This window comes from Faecalicatena sp. (assembly GCF_058819085.1).
Map to the genome: position 1 here is coordinate 39933 of NZ_JBZUUL010000005.1, position 23190 is coordinate 63122.

Sequence of the window (23190 nt, forward strand, 5' to 3'; positions counted from 1 at the left end):
TTAACCAACCTCCTTCTTTGTTTTCATTCTCACAGTGAATGCCTTGAACTTTTCTCTGACCACCGGTGCACTGATCACCACCAAAATGATAACTACAATTGCTTTATAAGCAGAAATCGCATCGGATTTGACATTAAATTTGTAAAGTGTTGTTGCCAGGAACTGGATCACATAAGCACCAAGGATCGACGCAGCCATATTAAATTTACCGCCGCCAAGTGCATTTCCGCCAAGCGCAACTGCCAGGATGGCATCCATCTCAATGTCTTTCGCAATTACGGAGTAGTTGATGGATGAGATCCGGCTTACTTTGATCAAAGCTGCAACTGCTACACATACCCCAAGAATTACAAATGTGATAAATTTAATAAACGCCGGATTCAAACCATTGAGCCTGGAGGAATTTTCATTAATACCTACGGACTGTACATATAATCCTAATGTTGTAAACTTCAATACCAGCGCCATGATGATGATGCAGGCAAGTGCTATGAAAAATGGCGTTGGAACCGGAATTCCGGGGATAAATCCGCCAAAGTATGTAAATCCTTTGTCGCTGATCACAGGAAGCTCGTTATTGTTGATCCATGCTGCAATAGAACGTCCTGCCGTAAAAAGGATCAAAGTTGCAACCATCGGCTGAATCTTAAAACCTGCTACCAGTATCCCGTTGAAGGCTCCGCAGAGCATACCTGCTACACAAGCTACTAAGAATGCTACGATGATCGGCGCCTGCAGTTCATCCGGTCTTGAATTTGTCCCGCAAAGGACTCTTAAGATCACGGAGCCTGCAATGGCGATCGTAGCGCCCACACTGATGTCCTGTCCTCCTGATGCTGCTGTAACAAGTGTCATACCGATTGCAAGGATGGCAAGCTCTGAACCGTAATCCAGGATGGTAATCAGATAGCCTGACAATACCTGGTCCCCCGCACTGTTAACATCCAGAGAAATCTTATAGAAGGATGGATCAGCGATCAGGTTGAATACTGCAAGCAGTAAAAGCGCTGCAATCGGAATCAGTATCTGCCTTCCGGCCAGCTTAGTTGTCATATTACTCATGTTGAATTTTTTCGTTTCTTTTGTCTGCATTATTCTGTGTCACCTCCGGCAATCGTATCCATAACCTTGCTCTGCGACAGATCACTGCCTGTGAGTTCTCCGACCTGCTTTCTGTCTCTCATGACAATCAGTCTGGAACAGGTGCGAAGCATCTCGTCCATTTCAGAAGAGATGAATGTCACACTCATCCCCTCAGAAGCAAGTTTTAATACCAGTTTCTGAATCTCGATCTTAGTCCCGATGTCAATTCCCCTCGTCGGCTCATCCAGGATCAGATATTCTGGATGTGTCAGAAGCCAGCGGGCTAAGATTACTTTCTGCTGGTTACCGCCTGACAGCGACTTGATCGGTGTATCCGCGGATGCTGTCTTAATTTCCAGAAGCTTGATATACTCGTCTGCCAGTTTATTTGCCTGCGCTTTTGAAAATGGTTTGAAAAATCCTCTCAACACCTGCGCTGCCAGTAAAATGTTATCTCTGACAGACAGATCACCTACAATGCCGTCTGCCTTACGGTCTTCCGGCAGATATGCAATACCGGCTTTCATGGCATCTAACGGTTTGTTGATCTTAATCGGTTTTCCATCCTTCTTTACGGTTCCTGCGATTACTTTATCCGCACCAAAAATCGCACGCACACATTCGCTTCGTCCAGATCCCAGAAGTCCGGTAAATCCATTGACCTCTCCTTTTCTGATATGGAAGTTGAATGGTTTGATTCCCGCATTGCTCTGAAGCCCCTGGGCCTCGATCACAGGAGGAATCGTCTCATCCGCTGCATATACCTGGCTTTCGTCCTTAATCTGAGCCTCATCATCCAGCTCTTTTCCAAGCATCTTGGCAACCAGTTTTACTCTCGGAAGATCTTTAATCTCAAATTCACCGACCAGTTTTCCATCACGCAGAACGGTAATCTTGTCACATACTTCATATACCTGATCCAGGAAGTGCGTGACAAATATAATTCCCACGCCCTTGGCTCTTAGGTCCCGCATCAATCCAAACAGCTTCTCAACCTCCTGTTCATCCAGAGAGGAGGTAGGCTCATCCAGGATCAGTACCTTACAATCTGTATCTACCGCTCTGGCAATCGCTACCATCTGCTGGATAGCGATAGAGCAGCTTGATAACTGCTGTGTCGCACTTGCCGGAATATCTAATGATTTTAATATCTTATCTGCGCCTTCATTCATCTTTTTCCAATTCTGGCCCAGTCCTTTTTCACGTCCAATATACATATTTTCAGCAACTGTAAGATTCGGGCAGAGTGTGATCTCCTGATATACAGTACTGATTCCCAGATTCTGTGCATCCTGCGGTGAACGAATGACCGCAGCCTTATCCAGGCCTTTTAAGAAAATCTCTCCCTCATCCTTCTCATAAACACCAGTCAGGACTTTAATCAGTGTAGATTTTCCGGCACCGTTCTCTCCCATCAGAGCGTGGATCTCACCTTCACAGAGTGTAAAATCCACAGCCTGCAGGGCACGAACTCCTGGAAAGCTTTTATAAATATTTCTCATTTCTAATACAGAATTCTCTTTCACCGACGTATTCACCTCTTAATCTGTTTTTCTACAAAATATGCGGCGCAGCATATTCATCGATCTTATCCTACACTGCGCCGCATTCCATATCCTGATTCTCGTTCGCTTCAAAGCGAATATTCTCAATCCGCTCCGCTGCTTCTTTGGATGATGTTAGATTCCATACTGATTTACATCATCTTCTGTAATTGTTGTAGCATCAAATCCCTTTTCATCCATAATGATTGTCTTTTCTGTGATTTCTTCGCCGGCTTCCAGTTTCTCGATTACATCGGCAATATACTCAGCCTGGAATGGATTGCACTGTCCGTCATAGTTCCAGTTCTGTGCAAGGAGTTCTTCTAATGCCCACTTGTTGCAGTCAAATCCCATAACAACAACGTCTTTGCCAACACCATGAGAGATATTTGCTTTGTCAAGAGCTGCTACAGCACCTTTTGCCATATCGTCATTCTCTGCGTAAATTACGTTGAACTTCTCACCAGAGTCAATAACTGACTGAACGATCTGCTGTGCTTTTTCCGCATTCCACTCTGCAGTCTGCTGTGTCACGATCTTCCATCCATCGGATTTTGATGCTGCATCAAGAGCGCCGGAACGACCTTTCTGAGCCGCAGAACCCATAACGCCCTGGATGTGGATAATATTGTATTCATCAAGCTTCTGGTCTCTTAACCAGTTCACTGCTGTCTCGCCCTCTTTGTCCATGTCAGATACGATGGATGCCGCATAAAGGCTTTCATCAGCATCAATGGTACGGTCAAATAAGATCACCTGTGTTCCCGCATCCTGAGCGTCTTTCAGAACGGAATCCCATCCGGCTGTATCTGCTGCTGAAAGAAGTAAGTAATCCACACCGTCCTGGATGAACTTCTGAGCTGATGCGATCTGCTCGTCATTCTTTAAGCTGTATGCAAATGACGCATCATATCCGTTCTCTTTTGTAAACATCGCTTTCATGTCTTTATCATTTGCTGTACGGTATCCTGATTCGTTCGGGTCATTATTAATAATACCAACTTTGATCGTATCGCCCTTATCTGCTGATACGTTATCAGAAGATGCTTCTTTATCTTTAGAGCCGCCGCCACATGCAACAAGACTTAATGCCATCATAGATGCTAATAAAACTGAGATGATTCTCTTTTTCATAATTTCTTTCCTCCTGGTTTTAAAGGTGTCTGGATTTACTTGTGAATCTTTTACGAGGCCTCGTTTTCTTTAAGTTCACTATAACAGTCCGCCAGTACACATTCAATTCTAAAAACACTGTGCTTTAGCGATTTATGGGTTATTTACAATACAACTTTTGCGTGATACAATAGTTTTTAAATACAACTTATTTACTGCGTATGTTTTTCTCAGGTTTTTCAGTTCATATGTTAGATTTTTTCATCTTTAGCATGTTAAAAGACAGCTTTTATCCCCTGGATTTGTATTAGCACTTTTTCAAGATCAGGAAAAAAAAGGCAAAAATGTAATGATATATTTTGATTTTTCTCATGCTGCACCAGACCTTTTACCTTTGAAACCAGTAAATATTCCCCGTCAAATTTCATTTTTTTAAGGAGTTATCCATGGCAATCAAATATAAATGGCTCAGCGAACGTCTGAGAGACTTCATCACCCAGAATATGAAAAAAGGGATCGATAAACTGCCTTCAGAGCAGGAGCTCTGCCGCAGATATCAGGTCAGCCGCCAAACGGTACGTCAGTCACTATCTATTCTGGAAAAAGAGGGATTGATTGAAAAGAGACGCGGAAGCGGGACTTACATTACCGGACTTTCCTCAGATGCGGAGAAAAATATCATTGATATTTTAATCTCAGATGATTCTGAATATATTTATCCCAGACTTCTGAATGACATTAAGACCACGCTGTCCGAAAATGGATTCACCGGGAAAACATTTGTAACCGGAAACCGGACCTGCACTGAACGTGAGATCCTTACCGGACTTCTGCCGCTTTCCCCAAGAGGTCTCATTGTAGAAGGATGCAAAAGTGCACTGCCCAATCCCAATCTTGACTTGTATCATGCGCTGCTAAAGAAGGGGTGTCATATTGTATTTCTGCATAATTACTACCCGCCTCTGAGAGACTGTACCTATATCAAGGACGCGAACATCTCTGGCAGTACTATGCTTGTAGATTATCTGATCAGCCAGGGGCATACACAGATCGGAGGGATATTCAAATCTGATGATATGCAGGGAATCGAACGTTATCAGGGATTCATGGAAGCGATGCGGGATTCACATCTTGCTGTTCCGGATGAATGGGTCAGCTGGTTCGATTCTGATGATCTGGATAAACTTAAGAAGCGGGAGGATACCTCTTTTCTCAAAAAAATAGTACAGGAATCTTTAGACTCCTGTACTGCTGTCATCTGTTACAATGATATGATTGCCTATTTTCTCATGAAAGAGCTAAAGCTTTCCGGCTGTCAGCTCCCGAATGATATGTCCATTGTTACATTTGATCATACTTATCTAAGTAATTCAAACCATTTAGCACTCACAACGCTCGGACATACACATCATGAGATGGGGACAAAGGCTGCGCAGATGATCATAGACTCTTTGAAAGGATTTCCTGTTACGCCCATAGAGCTTCCGTGGAAACTCATTCCCAAAAAGAGTACTTCTAAGAAGGGAGACTAAATAACACTACTTTCCGCTTCGGAACTCTCTCGGACTGCATCCTTGTGTTTTCTTAAATACATAACTAAAATAGTGTGCATCCTTATAGCCGACTTCCGATGCAATCTTTCCGGTAGAATCATCACTGCTGCGAAGAAGCTTTTTGGCTTTTTCCATTCGTTTTTCCGTCACATACTCGGTAAATGTCTTCTGCATATTCTGACTAAATACTGAGCTTAGATAATTCGCGCTTACATCAACCGCGGATGCCACACTGCCAAGTGACAGCTCTTCCTGCGTATAATGTTCATTTATGTATTCCAATACACGCCTAAGTGTCACGCTGCCCTGATTGCTGTTCTCCTCCTCCCGGATACTGATCGCCGCCTGAAATATCTCCACAAAATAATCAAATACCCCATTGGATTCGACATGGATCTCTTCTGCATATTTCTCCATTCTTTCCAACAGTTCTTCTCTGCTTCTTCCGATCGATTCTACATACTCAATCGCAGCAAACCGAATATTCAATACTACATAGCTTCGGAATGTATTCGATTTTAATGCCCCCTTGATCCGCTGGAGATATGATTCCACAAAATCATAGATCTCATTGCTGCTTCCTTCTTCCAGGAAATCCTGAATGATCTTCGGATTCATCTGCGCAGAATCTACATAGTTAATCTCTTTATCTTCTGAGGAAGGCAGATGCTCCGTCATGGTACTCTCATCATAGACATGCAGTGCCGGGAAGATAAATCTGTAGGCAAAATAATGATTTGCACTCTGGTAACACTGTGGAAGCAGGCTTAATCTCTCTACCGGATTCCCTGCTGCAATATACCAGGTCAAATACTCCTGGGCTTCTGAACAGACCTGTCTCACATACCCTATCGCTTTCTCCGTCATCGCCTGAATATCTGCGCTTTCTGACTTTACAAGTATCCCATAACAGTTCACATTCCATCTAAAAAGAATATACTGTGGGTAGCGCAGAAAATAATGTAGCACTTTCTCCTGTTTACCGTAAAACTGCTCCATGATATTCTCCGAAGCTCCGTTACTGTTTTTCTCCTGCATATATAGGAATAAAAGATTATAGCAGGAAGCCGAAAGCTCCAGGGAGCACTTTGCCGCTTCTTCATAAATCTGTTTTACCGACCATTTGCCTTCCAGAACCTGTTCAAAAAATCTTCGGCGTGAAAACTGCTCATACTCCCTCATCTCATTTTGAAGCTGGACCTTGTAATCCTCCGGTTCCGTCTCATTCTCGATCTTTTCTTTCATCTCTAACAGAACTTTTCTTAAGTTCATTCTGGTAATCGGTTTCAGCAGATACTGATCGACTCCAACATGGATCGCTTCTCTGGCATATTCAAAGTCGTCATATCCACTAATGATCACAACTTTTGTCTTTGGAAATTCTTCCTTTACGATCTTACTTAAGGACAGACCATCCATAAAAGGCATCTTTATATCTGTTATTAAAAGATCCGGCCTGCTCTTCCTGATCAGCGGCAGTGCCATCTCTCCATCCCCTGCTTCACCTGCAAAGCGGTACCCATACTGTTCCCACGGGATATTGTCACGCAGTCCCTCACGGATCAGGCTCTCATCTTCTACCAAAAAAACTTTCAGCATTCTCTCTTCTATCCTTCCTTCATAACTTCTATACTTAATCGCTTCTATCTTTAATAAGTTCTGTCTTTAATAAATTCTATCCTTTATCACACTCATCACGTTTTTCTGCGTAAACACTTTTTCTTCCACGTAATACGCCTTTTCAACCGGCCCGTCATTCTCGATCCGTTGTATGACTTCTTCTATCTCCTCTCCCAATAACGGATTGCATTCTATATCAGCGTTGATCGTACCGGCCTTTACTTTTTCCAGAGCCGCTTTAGTTGCATCAAAAGAAATGATGATGATATCCCTTTTCACCCCTGTCGCCTTCTCGGCTTCCCGGATCGCTTCCAGAGCTCCAAATGTCATATCATCATTCTGAGATACCAGCACGTCAATATTTTCATATTTCTGCAAAAGCTGCCTCATCTCTTCTTTCCCTTTTACCGTTGTAAAATCGCCATTTACCTCTTCTAAGATCTTCCAGTTAGGGTGCTGTGATGCGACTTCATGAAATCCCCCGGTCCGTCCGATCATAGCCGAAGACCCTTCGGTCCCCTGCAAAACAACAATATTGACATCTTCATCATTGAATCTGACTCCGGCCAGATGTTCGGCAAGCCACTCTCCCGCCTTTCTTCCCTCTTCCATAAAATCAGAACCAACCCATGTTGTATATAAGGATTCATCCTCCACCTTCACTTTACGATCCATGAGAATCACCGGAATCTGCGCGTCCTTTGCCTCCTTAAGCACCGTATCCCAGCCCTCCTCTGTGATTGGTGAAAATACAATATAGTCTACTCTCTGCGAAATAAAGCTTCGGATCGCCTTGATCTGATTCTCCTGCTTCTGCCTGGCATTGTCAAAAAGCAGGAAATATCCGTTCTCCTTACAAAAAGTCTGTTTGATGGACACCGTATTTGCTGACCTCCACATAGATTCACTTCCAAGCTGGGAGACGCCTACCACTGTAAGCTCCTGATTCATGATCGTATCTTCATTCTCAGGTGCTTCTTCCTTTTTCGTGTCCTGACAGCCTGTCATAAGTGCTGTCATTAAAAATACTATGCCCCAGATCCATATTTTTCTATTTCTTTTCTGACTCATCTATCCTCTTGCCCTTTCACTCTGCTTTTCATCAGCCCTGACTGCAGGAATCGTTATGACACAAGTGGTTCCTTTTCCTTTTTCTGAATCGATCTGCATTCCATATTCTGCTCCGAAGTACATCTTAATACGCTCATTCACATTTGCAAGGCCGAAGCCCTTTTCTGTCTCCTGGCACGGCTGGCTGATCTCTTTACGCAGCTGCTCAAGCTCTGCCTGATTCATGCCCACTCCGCTGTCCCTGACGATCAAACGGATCAGTCCGCCTTCCTTTTCACCGTAGATATGAATATATCCTTTTGCACGCTTATACTTGATTCCATGATACAGTGCATTTTCAACTAACGGCTGTAAGGTCAGTTTTAATATTTGATAGTCATACAAAACCGGATCTATCTGGATGTCATATTCTAAAATATCATGATAACGCCTTTCCTGTATCTTGAGGTAACTGCGGATATGCTGCTCTTCCTGTCTGATGGAAATAAACTCTTTTCCTTTGCTTAACACTACCCGGAAGAAGTCCGACAGCGTTACCACCATTTCTACTGCCTGTTCCTGGGAGTTTGCTTCTATCAGCCATACGATATTATCCAGTGTATTATACAGAAAATGGGGATTGATCTGTTCCTGTAAAAGCCTGAGATCTGCACGCCGCATTTTTTGTTCGTCTTCTCTGATCTTATCAACCAGGATCTCTATATTCCCCGCCATGTCATTGAACCCCTGGGACAGTACCGCCAGTTCATCATTGCTGTCGGTGCTCACCCTCACCTCAAAATCCCCTTCCGCTATCTTCTCTGCCGCAGAATATAGGTTCTGAATTGGTGTCAAAATTCTTGATACAGCCCAGATAACCAGCGTGATTACTACAATTGAAAAGAATACCAGTAATACCGTGCTGATAATCGCAAAAACTCTGATCTGATGATTCAGTCTGTTGGACACCGTATCCATGCTCTGTGTCTGATAGTAGATATAATACTGGATATCATCCTGGATCAGCTCCGTCAGTATGTAAATATTATTGTCCAGCTCCTTTATATTTTCCTCATAATGTCGGCCTGCTTCAACATTCTCAACAATATCATCCACCCTCTCCTCCAGTGTATCCAGATTTCGAAGAAGGCTCACAAGCCATATCGCACTTTCTTCATCTATCGTCACTTTCTCAAGCTCTGTAAATCTGTTACGAAGCTCTGTAATTAAAAGATAGGGATCTTTTAACTCATTCTCCTCTGCGATCGTCTCAAATGTGGTATACCCGACCACGATCTTATACAGGCTCTCGTCCATCTCTTCTTTAAAGCTTATATTATAGCTGTTGGCCACCGTAAGATTATCCACGATCTCATCATATGTCCGGTTGTATTTGGACATGGATATCAAAATACATAATGCCAGGATCAAAAACGGAATGGCTGACATTGATACAAGCAGAAGAATCTTATTCTTAATTGAAAAGCGAATCCTGTTTGAAGTATCTTTAACAGTTGCTCTGTCTCTTTTTTTCACTATTCTTTCCTCACTTATTCGCACTTCGTAACATTCACAAAACCGAGTCATGTAAATAGACAGTTATATTATAATGGATTCTTCCTATTCTTTCCAATAGATTCGAATAAATATTAATGCAGGGGGGCAAAACTGATCGTCCTGACAGATATCAACGCGTTCCTCTCAGATCTGAGAGAGAAGAATATTTTAATACTAAAAAATCGCCGTACCCCACTAAATACAAAGAGTACAGCGATTTTTCTACAACAGTATAACTAGAAATATACTTTCTATATTTCCAGTACCATTTCTTCCTTAATAAGGCTAAAATTCTGTATCATAATCCCACGGCTGCCCACCGGCGATACATCCGCCATCAACCCTGACCTCCGTTCCTGTTATGTATGAAGATGCATCTGAAGCTAACATGATACATACACCAGTAACATCTTCGGGATATCCGGGTCTGCCCAGTGCGATTCTTTCCAACAAATACTTTGAGCGTTCCGGATGCTCCCAGGTGGGTACTGTCAAAGCAGTCTGTATATGACCGGGGCTTACACAATTGGCCCGTATATTATATTTTGCCCATTCTACAGCCATAGACCGGGTGAGAGAGAGGACACCGCATTTCGAAGCGCCATATACAGAACATCCGCCTAAGATACTGCCTGTATTATGAGAGCCAATGTTGATAATACTGCCCTTCCTCTGCCTTTTCATAAAAGGAGCGACTGCCTGTGACACCAGGAAAACTCCCTTTAAGTTAATATTCATAATGCGGTCAAAGGTTTCTTCCTTTACATCCATAAATCCTTCCCGCTTATTGATCCCTGCACAGTTTACCAGAATATCGATCCGCCCATAAAGCTTCCCTATTTCCTCTATACATTCTGTTATGCTGTCCTTTTGGGTTACATCCAGCAAATGGCTTGTTGCCTTACCACCTGCTTCTTTAATTCTATTTTCTATATCTGAAAGCAGTTTTTCGTCAATATCACAAAGTGCGATCTTTGCACCCGCACACGCCATGCCAAACGCGATAGCACTGCCGATCCCTCCTGCTGCCCCGGTAAAAACCACGACCTTATCTTCCAGTGAAAACAGTTTCTGCAGATTTTCCCCAACATTCATTATTCACTGTCCCCCCTGCTCTTTACACATACATCTGCCAGCTTTTCGTAATATTTTGCAATCGCACAGTGATCCTCCTGCCCGTGTCCGTCTGCATGGAGCTTCTGAAGTACCTCCATAACGCTGGCTGTCAGGGGAAGCGGAACTCCTACCTCATGTCCGGTATCCAAGGCATTATTTAAATCCTTGATATGGAGATCGATCTTAAAGCCCGGCTTAAAATTTCGTTCCATAATCATTGGAATCTTCGCATTCATTACAGTAGATCCTGCTAAACCACCCTTGATCGCATCAAAAACTTTTTCAGGGTCGACCCCAGCCTTTGTACTAAGCATAAAGGCCTCAGAAACGGCTGCAATATTTAGGGCAACGATGATCTGATTTGCCAGCTTTGTTGTATTTCCCGCACCGATCGCGCCGCAGTATACTGCACTTTTCCCCATGACCATCAGAATATCGTATACTTGTTCAAATACCTCCCTTTTACCGCCAGCCATGATAGACAGCGTCCCGTCTATCGCCTTAGGCTCACCGCCGGAAACAGGGGCATCGAGCATCTCTACGCCCTTCCTGGCACATGCGGAATAAATCTCCTGGGATGCTAATGGAGCGATCGAGCTCATATCGATCAGGATACTGCCTGGTGCGGCGCCATCCAAAACCCCGTCTTTCCCCAGAACAGCCTCCTTCACATGAGGTGAGTTTGGCAGAACAGTTATAATTACTTTACATTCCTCTGCAATACTCTTGGCAGATTTTCCTTCTATAGCCCCATCCTGTACCATTAATTCAACGTTTTGCTTTAGAATATCATAGGCAACAACAGTATGACCCGCTTTGATTAAATTTGCTGCCATCGGCTTTCCCATGATTCCTAGTCCAATAAATCCTATTTTCATATTATTAATCCCTCGACTTTCTATCATATCCCGATCAGTAATATTCTCGAGATACCCCATATTCAGACATCCCATCTATACGTCCTGCTGAGCCATTCTTTCGATCACTTCCACAATGTGCTTTTTGGTGAGTCCGTGATATTCCAGCAGCTCCTCATAATTATGGGCACTGCAGCCAAAAGTATCTTCGATCCCGACAAACTCTATCGGAATACACTCTTTTTTAAGTACTTCCGCTATTGCGCTCCCCAGGCCGCCTACTACACTGTGTTCTTCTGCTGTAACCACACCTATTAAGCCTCTTGTCAGCTGGATCACTGCATCGGTATTTATCGGCTTTATTGTACTGACATTGACGACCCTGACAGAAATCTGTCCCTCCAGCTCTTTTGCTGCCTGCATCGCAAGTCCTGCCATATATCCGGTGGCAAAGACAACCACCTGAGTTCCTTCCTTCAAAACTGTCGGTACCCCTATTTTAAATTCTGTCCCCTCTTCTGTCACATTCTCGTAATCATTGCGGTTCAGCCTTATATAACACGGACCATCCATTTCTGTCACTGCCCTGACTGCTGATCTTGTTTCATTTGCATCAGCCGGGGAGATCACCGTCATATTAGGAATCGCCCTCATAATCGCAATGTCCTCTACTGCCTGATGTGTGGCACCGTCTCCAAAATCAGATAGTCCAGAAGATGAACCACAGATCTTTACATTCAGATTTCCTATGGCAATAGTCTGGCGGATCTGGTCATATGCTCTCCCGGCAGCAAAAACAGCAAAGGAATTGGTAAAGGGTATCTTTCCTGTCTGTGCAAGCCCGGCTGCAACTGACGTCATATTCGCCTCCGCAATACCCATCTCATAGTGTCTGTCGGGGAATTCCTTTTCAAACATTTTCCCCATTGTAGATCCGCCTAAATCTGCGTCGAGAACTACGATGTTTTTATTTTCTCTCCCAAGCTCAACTAAGGTTTCCCCATAGGCGGTTCTTTGATTCTTACAACTCATAGCCATCCTCCTTTATGCCAGCTCTTCTAACGCCTGTCGGTATGTCTCTGCCGTCAGCATGCCGTTATGGTATCCGATCACATTTTCTGCGAAACTGATATCTTTTCCCTTAATGGTATTGGCAATGATCACGGTAGGTCTGTCTTTTTCATGATCTGCCTCATCCAGCGCTGTAAGGATTTCTACCATGTTATGGCCGTCAATCTCCAGCACATTCCATCCGAAACTTTTCCACTTATCCGGCAGTGGATTAGAATCCATACGTTCTTTCACGACACCGTTTGCCTGAAAATTATTTTTGTCCACGATCGCAATCAGATTATCTGTTTTATAGAATCCTGCTGCCATCGCGGCCTCCCAGATCTGCCCTTCTGCCAGTTCACCGTCGCCAATCAGCACATACACATTTCTATCAATGCGGTCTGCCCTCAGACCCAGAGCCATTCCAAGTCCGATGGACAGGCCTTGCCCAAGTGAGCCTGTGCCCGCTTCAATTCCCGGTGTCTTCCGAACATCCGGATGTCCCTGCAGATAGGAACCAACCTCCTTTGTATGGACCAGATCCTCTACCGGGAAAAACCCCGCTTCTGCCAGGGCCGCATACTGTAAAATAGCCACGTGCCCTTTACTGAGCAAGAATCTGTCCCTGTCTTTCCTCTTAGGATTTTTACTGTCATACCGCATCTTATAAAAATAAAGTGCCGCCACGATATCTGCTGATGAATTGGAACCTCCAATATGTCCTGCGACTCCGATCCCCATACTGACCACCACATCACGTCTTAATATTTTTGCCTGCTCTTTAAGTCTTATGATTAACTCATCACTGTATTCCATCTCTTAACCCCCTGTTATATGATATCTGCTGCATGATACTTGTTGTAATTTAGATATATAAAGCTAATCTAATTCTTGTATCTCGATCGCACCCTCATATTCAGCACACAAAACCATATCCTTATCTAATTTTCCGTTTTCCGGTAGAAGAACCCTGAACCGATATTCATCTCTGGCCGGTTCATAACTCTGGAAAAACTGCAATGGCCTGCCGCTTTCTAAAATACTTACTTTTTTTATCCGTGTTTTTAAGCCGGTGATCAAGATCTCATACGGAAAATGAGGGTACTTAAATACATGTAAATACAATTTTCCTTCTCTGCCCGTTACTTTTCCCCAGCTTATCTGGTATTGAAAATCCATCTTTACATTACACTCATAGATACTCTCACCGTTAACATCAAGCCACCGCCCTGCTTCATCTAACACTTCAACACTGCCCCCGGGAATATCTCCCTTTTCATCCGGGCCGATATTAAGCAAAAGATTACCGCCTTTTCCTACTACATCTACTAATTTGTACAACACATCCGATGCACTCTTCCAGTTGTGGTCCACCTTTGAATATCCCCAGGTATCATTCAGGGTCATAGGGGTCTCCCAATCTCCCGGGAAGGAAAGAAGCGGGATTTCATTGTCCGACATCTGCCTGTAATCGCCTAATTTGTAACCGATCCTTCCATTGATCAGACAATCCGGCTGTAGACTTTTTGTATATTCCTTCAATTCCTCACATAACTGGACCGGCATCACATACGGAGTGTCAAACCACATAATCCCTACATCTCCATAATTTGTAAGAAGCTCCTTGATCTGCGGCTTTACTTTGTTGTAAAAATACTTTTCAAAGTCTTTTTCCGTATCCGGTCTATAGTCCCAATCATTCCCCCAGCCATTCTCATCCTCCCAGTCCTGCATCTGAGAGTAATAAATACCTAATATGATGCCCTGTTTATGACATTCCTCTGCAAGCTCCTTCAGGGGATCGCGCTTAAACGGTGTATTCATAATGTTATAATCGGAGACCTTGGAATCATACATTGCAAATCCATCATGGTGTTTTGCAGTAAATACGAGGTACTTCATTCCCCACCTTTTTGCTTTACTTACAATGTCTGCTGCATTAAAGTCCACAGGATTAAAAATATCTGCCAGCTTTTGGTACTCCTTAAAAGGTATTTTTGCATTCTTCATGATCCATTCCGCACCATACGGAATCTTTTTTCCCTGATATACGCCTCCTAATATAGAGTAAATCCCCCAATGGATAAATAATCCGTATTTTGCATCTTTAAACCAGTTGTCTCTTATCATCTTAGCTCCCTCCTTCTATCCCTTCACCGCACCGGACATAACCCCGCTCTGAATTTGATTATGGAATAATACATACACAATAATGACCGGGATAACCGACAGAATAATAAATGCATACTGAGGTCCCATCTGTGCGGAAAACTCTCCCCAGAAAGAAAGCATTGCCCGCGGTACTGTATACTTAGCAGGATCAGAAATCAAGGTCAGAGAAAATACAAGCTCCCCATATGCGTAAATGAAAGAGAAGATTGCTTCTGTAGCAATGATAGGCTTACATATGGGTAATAAAATAGACCTTAATAATCTGAAATCACTGCATCCATCTATGATCGCTGCCTCATCTATTTCTCTGCTCACAGAATCCAGAAATCCGGTAAACAAAAAGATCCCCTGAGCCAGATTAAAGCATACATAGACTAAGACAAGATATGCAAAATTGTTTTTCAGTCCCCAGTCTGCCGCCATGGATGAAATGGGGATCAGTGTGGAGTGGATCGGCACCATAACACCTATTACAAATAACATATAAGCATGTCTCGCGAAAAAAACATGCCTTTTCCTTGAAATTGCATAGGCTGCCATCATCGCCACAATCACTTCGATCACTGTGGTAGATACTGCAACAAGTAAGGAATTTCCGATGGAGCGAATAGAATGTCCAAGCTCATTTGCCACTGCATAATTTTCTATTTTCCAGTGTATAGGCAGATTTAATGCGCTTCTATACATCTCATCATTTGTTTTAAATGAAGAAATAAATACATACAGTAACGGAATGATCGTTGCCAGAAGCCAGATTATAGCGATTGCATACAGTACAAATTTTTTCCAACTTCTTAATTTCATTGCTTTATCGCCCCCTTTCAATATTCTTCCTGTTTAAATATCTTGTTACAGCAGATGCTTAAAACTACTCCCAGCACTAAAAGTACAATTGCGATTGCTGCACTGCGCCCCATCAGCTTAAATGAATAGGCATTTAAGTAAAGCAGTATGCCCGGAGTTGAACTGGTCGCATTCGGCCCTCCGCCTGTCATGGCCCAAATCATATCAAACTGCTTGATGCAGCCCGTGATACATAGAATAGAGTAGACCTTAAAAGAATTTTTACTTAAAGGAAGGGTAATATAGCGTATCCTCTGCCAGGCAGAACAGCCATCAATGACACAAGCCTCGTTTAGCGTCTCAGGGATTGTCACTAAACCTGCACAAAAGATCAGCATATTATAAGCAGCAGACTTCCAGCAGTTTACAAGGGCTACGATCCAAACGTTTAATCCCGGAGTATTCAGCCAGTCGAAATCCATGGTTTCCCATCCCAGATTGCGGATAATCTCTATGACAGCCCCATAATTTGGATTGATCAGATTTTTCCACATGACCGCTACAATGGTTGTCCCCAATATTACAGGAAGATAGTAAACAGTCCGGAAAAGATTTTTGCCTCTTATTTTCGATGTTACCAAAAGAGCTAATCCATACGAAAGCGGCATCTGAATCAAAAAGCCAACTAAAAGGAATATCCCCGCATTTCCTAATGAACGCCAAAAAGACTTATCTGCAAAGATGACACTGTAGTTTTCTAGTCCTATAAAAGACTTTTTGGCGCTGAATATCCCATTCCAGGACTGAAAAGATAAAATGGCATTACTGATAATGGGATAGATTACAAATATAACAAGAAGTGAAATTGCCGGAAGTAAAAACACCGCAGCAATCCAATAATCCTTCCTTTTCATGCGCTTCCTCCTCATATGACAGGGCCTCCGGTTCCTTCCTGCTGTCAGGCATTTCGCGGAGGCCCCTCTTCTTATTCGTAATTTGCCAGGTTATCCATAATTTCTTTGCTTACCTCTTCTGCTGTAGAACCGCTTCCCAACAACTGTAATGCATTTCTTACAACTGTCAGTTCAGCAGTATTTGTACTTGCCTGTGCCAGCTCTGCAACATAGGCTTCTGTCTGGGACATTAACTCATTGCATTCCTCAAACATATAATTATCAATGATACCTTCGGAAGGGATCACCGAATATGTATTTGCATACTCTTTTACCAGACCGTCAACAAATTCCTGGCTTGTCAGCCATTTAACCACTTTCAGGGATGCCTTGATCTGGTTTACGGATTTGTTCATCGTACAGATAAAGTAGTTCTGAGATGCTCCTCCCATATTATCCTTTTCGTACTTTGCATCAAAATATGGGATCTTAGCCGCATGGATCGTCTGCTTTTTAAAACATTCTGAATCTGACAATAATGCCCCGCCTCTTGATAAGTCGATCATGAATGCACAGTCTCCGGCTCCAAAATAAGAACGCTCTGCATTTACATCAACACTTAAAACGTTTTCTCCAAAATACCCCTTGTCCTGCATATCTTTAATCTCCTGGATCAAGCTTACGATCTCAGGACTTGCATATGTATACTTCCGCTCAGCCAGTTCATTTTCGAAGTCGGGTCCATAAGATTTTACAGCCATCGCACTCAGCAGATGTCCATATCTGTAATTGTCAGATTCTCCAACCATAAATGGCTGATATCCGTTGTTCTTAAGTACTTCGCAGCAGTTTACAAGCTCATCCCAGCTCTTCGGGACTTCCAGATTACATTTGTCTAAATACTCCTCATTGTAGTATAAAAGCAGTTCAAAGGCTGACCAGGGTGCTCCATAGATCCCCTCATGTCCATAACGTCCATAATCAACCATATTCCAATTTGCTTTTACGATTCCATTGTACCAATCCGGATCTGCCTCAAAATAAGGCTCCAGATTTAATACAATGTCAGATTCTACATAATCAAGACAATTCGTTCCGCCATACTGCATAAAAATATCCGGGGCGTCACCTGATGCGATATCTGTGGATAGCCGGTCCAGATAATCCGTCTCTTTCATAATAAAGATCGGTTCGATCGTAATACCATTATCGGCTTCATTCCACTCATTGACCTTCTTAATAAAATATTCACTCTCTGCATCCCCGCCGTCGGCATTGATACGATGATATAATTTTACCGTTGTATCCTCTACCTCCATGGCATCAATATCGTAGCCTGCATCCGCTATATCGCCCTGACTTTCCTCTTCCTTCTTATCACCTGAGCATGCACACAATCCTACCAGAACTGAAGCCGCCACCAGGCAGGCTAAAATTTGTTTCATCCTTTTTTTCATAATCTTTCTCCTTCCTGTGAAATTTTTACCCACACTTCTTCCAAACGTTTGGACTAACGAACCATCACCCGTATCCTGATTGTTGTTAGTTGATACCTGTATTACAGCTATGGGTAAAATATAACATAGACTAACATTTTTTTCAATATATTTACGCACCGAAGTTTCTTTTTGTATATTTTGCACAATTCATTTATGTTTTATTTCGTTTTTGATTTCATTTGAAATATTCAAAATTCTTCTCAATATGATCTTTCATCATCTTAACAGCTTCATCCTCATTACGCTCTTCAAATGCTTTTACTATCTGCCGATGATAGAAAATCCCATTTTCAAAACCCATTTTATCAATCACGCTGTCCATAGACTGCTCCAGCACATCCTGTAAGATACTATTTGTCTTAATAAAAAGAGCATTCCTGGTGATTTGAGCAATTTTGAAATGAAATCTTAAATCAGCCTTGCTAAATCCCTTGATATCTGAATTATCCTTGCTTTTTTCCATTTCTTCTACAATTGCTTTTAGTTCTTCAATATCCTTTTTGGTTGCACGTCCCACTGCCAATTTTGTGCAGCCTGTCTCAATAATCTGTCTGAACTCGAAGACCTGTGCGTCTGACTGGTCTCCCAAATACATGACAGGTATCAACGCATTCATACTTTCTCCAATATCAAGCTTTCTGACATATGAGCCATCGCCCAGCCTTGTCTCAATTAATCCCAGTGCATTTAACTTCTGTAAAGCCTGACGCACTGTGATCCGGCTTACGCCAAACAGCTCCGCCAATTCATTTTCCGATGGAATTTTACTTCCTGGTTCCCACTCTCCATCAATCAACATTCTCTTTAGCTGAAATAATACTTGTTCCCCTACATTCACCTTTTTGATAGGCTTGATTCCCATTGTGTTACCTCCTGTCATTCATTACCTTTTAACTTATTTCGTACATATACAGATTTTCCAGCAATTCAGTAAAATTAGATTCATATACCTGAATCTTGTATGTTGTAATACAGATAATCCTATTATCAAGTATTTGTATAAAATTGTCAATCATTGGTATTATAAAGCCAATGAATAATTTTATAGTAAAAAACGGATTTTCATAAAGAAAAGCCCGGAGAACCTAATCCCCGGACTCTTTTCTTATCTACAATCATTACCACTTTCGATCATCATGATCTATAGCTTAACTTTTCCGCATCCTCATCTTCTTTCCTGCCCGGCCTCACTTAACGCCCTGGAAACCCGTTCCATATCGACAGGTTTTGCCACATGTCCATTCATTCCCGCATCTTTTGATGCCTTCACATCCTCTGAATATGCATTAGCGGTCATGGCGATGATCACAATCTTCTGTGCCTGGGGATGCTTGGAGCTTCGGATCGCCCGGGCCGCTTCATACCCGTTCATCACAGGCATCTGAATATCCATCAGAACAGCATCATAATAGCCTTCCTCTCTGGATTCAAAGAGCTTCACTGCCTCTGATCCATTTTCTGCGCACTCTACCTTGGCGCCGCGGCTCTCTAAAAGCTCAACAGCGATCTCCCTGTTCAATTCATTATCCTCAGCCAGCAAGATCCGCTTTCCTGAATACTCATAGTACTGCTGACTTCCCTCTTTCACACTGCTGCTTTCCATTCTGCTGAGATCTAATGTCGCAAGCTCCAGTTCCACACGAAACGTAGTTCCTTCTCCCTGCTTACTTTCCACCGAGATCTGCCCGCCCATGGCAGTAACCAGATTCTTTGTGATCGCCATCCCAAGCCCGGTTCCTTCCGTCTTGTTCACGATGCTGCCGTCCGCCCTCTCGAAGGGATTGAAGATCCTTTTCAGGAATTCCGGCGGCATTCCGATCCCTGTATCAGCCACTTGAAAACGATAAACTGCAAAGCCCGTATGCCTCTGCTCCAGCTCCTCCGCCAAAAAAGTGATCTTTCCATTTTGAGGGGTAAATTTCACTGCATTGGACAAAAGATTGACAAAAATCTGGTTCAGCCTTGTCTCATCTCCTGAAAGCTTCCTGTGCTCCACCCGAACCTGCATCTGAAATTCCTGTTTTTTAGCGTTAAACTGGTTCTGAAATACAGACTCTAAATTTCCCAGGAAGTCCTCCAGATCAAACGGCTCCTTCGTTAGAACCAGTTTACCGTTTTCAATCTTGGACATATCCAGCACATCATTAATAAGCCCCAAAAGCATCTTTGAGGAAATATCTATCTTATTTAGACAGTCCTCGACTCTGGCCCTGTCGTCCAGATTCATTCTGGCAATGGAAGTCATTCCTACGATCCCATTCATCGGCGTGCGGATATCATGGGACATGCTGGCCAGGAACTGGCTCTTTGCTGCATTGGCCTGTTCTGCCGCTGTTACCGCTGCAATAATGTTTTCTCTGGACTTATATTCCTCGGTCACATCTGTCACAGAAAAAATATATTTGCGGGAATCTCCCAGAAAAAACGGACAGCTGATCACCTTCAGCCACATATCCTGATTCATTCGGTCATTATAAAGCCGCATCTGATGCTCTTTCCACTTTTGAGGCCGTTCACTCTGCAGAAGTTCTTCCAGTTTATCTCTAAATTCGCTGTCACTGTGTTCCGGCCGGACTAAAAATTCCTGTGCCGCTATGCCTAATATCCGCTGACTGTTTTCAAAAACATAATCCAGAGTGGACGAAGCTTCATCCAAAATGAAAATGACAGTGTCGATATTCTCTGAGATAGCCTGATAGATCCGTCTGAGAAACTTATCATTTTCCTTCTGTTTCCGCTGGGTAAAAAAGTAAATTGAGATTCCGAAGATCAAAACTAAAACAAGTGCCACTACAATACTTGCGGCCATGTACACAGACATCCTGATGATCTGGTGCCCATCTGACTCCACTGCACTCAACGGCACAACCGTAATGATCTGCCACGCCTTATCCACTGTCAGAGGTTCAAAACAGATCAACTGCTCCTTCCCATCAAAGGAGAAGACAACAGATCCTGACTTCCTGCTGTCAAGCGCTTCCATGAAGGCCTCCACTTTTTCCTTCTCATTTCCGTTATTCTTTAAAAGATTCCCCATGTTCATATAGATCTGTTCATAGCTGTAACGAATAGGAGGAAGGACGATCTCCCCATCCTTTTTTACAATATAACTATATCCTTCATCCACATAAGTCGTTTCTCCATAAGCATTTTCCAGGCTTTCAGCCCCCAATGACCCATAGATACTGCCCCCTCCCGGTATGGACACGCCAAATAAAATCATGCGGCGCCCGCTTGGATCAAGTGCGGTATCCCATATAACCTCTGAAGGTTCCAAACGAAGTGACTTCTCAAATTCCTCCGGAATTCCATTCAGGCACATCTCATCTACATTTCCATAAATATCATTTCCGTCGGCATCCCTGACAGCCAGAGCCTCCATGGAATGCGTCGCCTGGAACTGCTCCGTGATCTGAACTCTGCGAGCGGGATCCTTCTCATCTCCCAGATATTTAGAATGGGCAGACAAGGCATCCTCTGTCTCTTCTAAAATGCCCACCAGTATCTTCGCCTTGTTGTCAGTCAGCTCACTGATGACCTGGACAGACGTGCTTCTGACTCGTTCCCGGATCCTGTTTACCAGATTGGTACTGATCACGGCAGCCAATATGACAAAAACAACCGATGTTATGATCAGGGCGATCCTGCCTCTGCGGTATCTTCTGGTATTCCCCTCTGCGTTTTCCACTACTTTTTCCACTGCTATTTCTCCTGCACTTTTCTAGGAAAGATTTTCCTCAATCTGTGCTGCCTGAATCTGATTATATTCCTCTGCTGCCTCCTCGGGTGTCATGCCGTCTATCACCTTTAAGCACAGCTCACGAATTGTATCCCAATAGGTAAAGCTAAGAGACATATCCTCGATGGGGATCTGCCCTGCTTCCAAAGATTTCTCATACAAATCGCTACATCTTTCATCAATCTCTTTCTTTTTGTCTCCCGTTATGGCAGACGGATAACCGCTGTCTGACCTTGCCAGCTCCTGAAATTTCATCGTCGTCAGATATTCTGCTGCTTCATAGGCCTCTTTGGCATGCTTTCCCTTTGCATTGACACAAAGTCTGGCCCCTGCCGCCGGAATACAGACAGAGCCATCGGAAAGTACCGGAAAGCCTGTCTGCACAAATTCGATCTCTCCGTTGTCCACATCGTCAATATATTTCTCACTTCCGAGAGGAGAGGCTAAAAAAACGTTCTCTCCGTTTCTAAACTTCTCGATCCCCTCTGCACCGGCTTTGATCTTATCCGTCTCCTCAGCGGTGATGTTGTCCCCGTAATATCCCTTTTGTACCAGCTCCTGGAAAAAACGGAAGCCCTCGACCATATAATCTCCTATCTTCACACTGCCGTCATTTAATCCGGCAAGGATCTCCTCTTTATTTTCTGCCTGATAAATCGGTGCAAGTCCCACACCCATGGTATATGTTGTCAATGCATACCACCGGTTCAGACCGATCGGAGTGATCCCGCCTTCTTTAAGAACCTGGCAGCAATGCAGAAACTCCTCCCGGTTTTTGGGTACCTCCAAATCAAATTCCTTCAATCTCCCTACATTCACATAAAGACCATATGCGGTCATCTGCAGCGGAACAGTGTATACAATATCACCAACCTTAGACTGCATCTTCGCACTTTCACTCAGCTGATCATACACAGGCAGGCTGCCCAGATCCATAAAATACCCTTCTGCATACAGATCCTTCACTCTGTCTGCATTGACCACAAAAAGATCTGCACCTTCCCCGCCTTCCTCTAATCTACGTTCCAGAGCCTCATTAAAACCGTCTCCCGTGGCGATCCCATCAACCCTGATCTCTACCTCTTCCTGTGCTTTATTATAATCTGAAATGGCATTCCGATATGTCGATACTGCCTGTCCGGTCCCATCTATGGGCAGAAACATTGTCAGCACAGTTTTTTCTTTTTTTGTTTCCTTGATCTTAAGGGAATCAGGATCTGAACTTCCCTTGCATCCGCCGAGCAGCATAGCCATAAAAACTGTCAAAGCCGCTATCCGCATACCTCTTCTCTTCATCCTCTTTATCCTCTCTCCGGCCTGGAAATCTCATCACAGGCTTATTGCATAAAATTATATCATAATACCTGCAATTTGTGTGCATTTGTTCCAAATTTGCCTCTTTTCACTCTGCCAGGCAGCCTTTTAAACTGCAGAATCACTGCTGATGCAGACATCCACTCCTGTATATAAAATTGAAATATTGGTGGGAATCCATAATGAAACGAATTTTATCCGGATATTTAAAGAAAAAAATCACTCCCGGAGAGTTTCGGGCGGT

18 protein-coding genes are annotated in these 23190 nt (G+C 43.3%); 1 reads left to right on the top strand and 17 read right to left on the bottom strand.

Features of this window, described 5'->3' with window-relative positions:
* The 3 genes from AC4OGX_RS03885 to AC4OGX_RS03895 form a co-directional block, all read right to left on the bottom strand.
* On the bottom strand, positions 1-1092 hold the full coding sequence (locus AC4OGX_RS03885) for an ABC transporter permease (RefSeq protein WP_493328586.1): 1092 nt from the start codon (positions 1090-1092) through the stop codon (positions 1-3).
* Positions 1092-2585 carry a sugar ABC transporter ATP-binding protein gene (locus AC4OGX_RS03890; RefSeq protein ID WP_493328587.1) on the bottom strand — a complete coding sequence of 498 codons (1494 nt, stop codon included), beginning with the start codon at positions 2583-2585 and terminating at the stop codon, positions 1092-1094. Before AC4OGX_RS03890 ends, AC4OGX_RS03885 begins: the two co-directional genes overlap by 1 nt.
* A 177-nt stretch (positions 2586-2762) precedes the next feature.
* The gene (locus AC4OGX_RS03895) at positions 2763-3761 is read right to left on the bottom strand and encodes an ABC transporter substrate-binding protein (RefSeq protein ID WP_493328588.1); all 999 of its coding nucleotides are present in this window, start codon (positions 3759-3761) and stop codon (positions 2763-2765) included.
* Between the two features lie 425 nt (positions 3762-4186).
* Here AC4OGX_RS03895 and AC4OGX_RS03900 point away from each other — a divergent pair, with 425 nt between their 5' ends.
* Positions 4187-5272, top strand: coding sequence for a GntR family transcriptional regulator (locus AC4OGX_RS03900; RefSeq protein ID WP_493328589.1), 1086 nt, complete (start codon positions 4187-4189; stop codon positions 5270-5272).
* 6 nt (positions 5273-5278) lie between these two features.
* Here AC4OGX_RS03900 and AC4OGX_RS03905 read toward each other — a convergent pair whose 3' ends face one another.
* From AC4OGX_RS03905 to AC4OGX_RS03970, 14 genes are all read right to left on the bottom strand, one after another.
* Positions 5279-6892, bottom strand: coding sequence for a response regulator transcription factor (locus tag AC4OGX_RS03905; RefSeq protein WP_493328591.1), 1614 nt, complete (start codon positions 6890-6892; stop codon positions 5279-5281).
* Positions 6893-6958: 66 nt separating this feature from the next.
* Complete coding sequence (locus tag AC4OGX_RS03910) at positions 6959-7984, bottom strand: ABC transporter substrate-binding protein (protein WP_493328593.1); 1026 nt, start codon at positions 7982-7984, stop codon at positions 6959-6961.
* Complete coding sequence (locus AC4OGX_RS03915; protein WP_493328595.1) at positions 7985-9499, bottom strand: sensor histidine kinase; 1515 nt, start codon at positions 9497-9499, stop codon at positions 7985-7987.
* Positions 9500-9805: 306 nt separating this feature from the next.
* Positions 9806-10615: an SDR family NAD(P)-dependent oxidoreductase gene (locus AC4OGX_RS03920; protein WP_493328597.1), complete on the bottom strand. Its 810-nt coding sequence runs from the start codon at positions 10613-10615 to the stop codon at positions 9806-9808.
* Complete coding sequence (gene garR / locus AC4OGX_RS03925) at positions 10615-11541, bottom strand: 2-hydroxy-3-oxopropionate reductase (protein ID WP_493328599.1); 927 nt, start codon at positions 11539-11541, stop codon at positions 10615-10617. Before garR ends, AC4OGX_RS03920 begins: the two co-directional genes overlap by 1 nt.
* A 48-nt stretch (positions 11542-11589) precedes the next feature.
* Positions 11590-12525 (bottom strand): transketolase family protein, encoded by a 936-nt coding sequence (locus tag AC4OGX_RS03930; protein WP_493328601.1) that lies wholly within the window; start codon positions 12523-12525, stop codon positions 11590-11592.
* Positions 12526-12537: 12 nt separating this feature from the next.
* Entirely contained in the window at positions 12538-13362 is an 825-nt protein-coding gene (locus AC4OGX_RS03935; protein WP_493328602.1) for a transketolase, read from the bottom strand.
* Positions 13363-13425: 63 nt separating this feature from the next.
* A complete protein-coding gene (locus AC4OGX_RS03940) occupies positions 13426-14676 on the bottom strand; it encodes an alpha-L-fucosidase (protein ID WP_493328603.1) in 1251 nt (416 codons plus the stop codon).
* Between the two features lie 15 nt (positions 14677-14691).
* Positions 14692-15522, bottom strand: a complete 831-nt coding sequence (locus AC4OGX_RS03945; RefSeq protein ID WP_493328605.1) for a carbohydrate ABC transporter permease — start codon at positions 15520-15522, stop codon at positions 14692-14694.
* A gap of 17 nt (positions 15523-15539) precedes the next feature.
* Positions 15540-16415 (bottom strand): carbohydrate ABC transporter permease, encoded by an 876-nt coding sequence (locus AC4OGX_RS03950; protein ID WP_493328607.1) that lies wholly within the window; start codon positions 16413-16415, stop codon positions 15540-15542.
* A 71-nt stretch (positions 16416-16486) separates the two neighbouring features.
* Positions 16487-17851: an ABC transporter substrate-binding protein gene (locus AC4OGX_RS03955; protein ID WP_493328609.1), complete on the bottom strand. Its 1365-nt coding sequence runs from the start codon at positions 17849-17851 to the stop codon at positions 16487-16489.
* Between the two features lie 217 nt (positions 17852-18068).
* Positions 18069-18755 (bottom strand): FadR/GntR family transcriptional regulator, encoded by a 687-nt coding sequence (locus tag AC4OGX_RS03960; RefSeq protein ID WP_493328611.1) that lies wholly within the window; start codon positions 18753-18755, stop codon positions 18069-18071.
* A gap of 303 nt (positions 18756-19058) precedes the next feature.
* A complete protein-coding gene (locus tag AC4OGX_RS03965; RefSeq protein ID WP_493328612.1) occupies positions 19059-21593 on the bottom strand; it encodes an ATP-binding protein in 2535 nt (844 codons plus the stop codon).
* Between the two features lie 21 nt (positions 21594-21614).
* Positions 21615-22928: an ABC transporter substrate-binding protein gene (locus AC4OGX_RS03970; protein ID WP_493328614.1), complete on the bottom strand. Its 1314-nt coding sequence runs from the start codon at positions 22926-22928 to the stop codon at positions 21615-21617.
* Positions 22929-23190 lie beyond the last annotated feature (262 nt).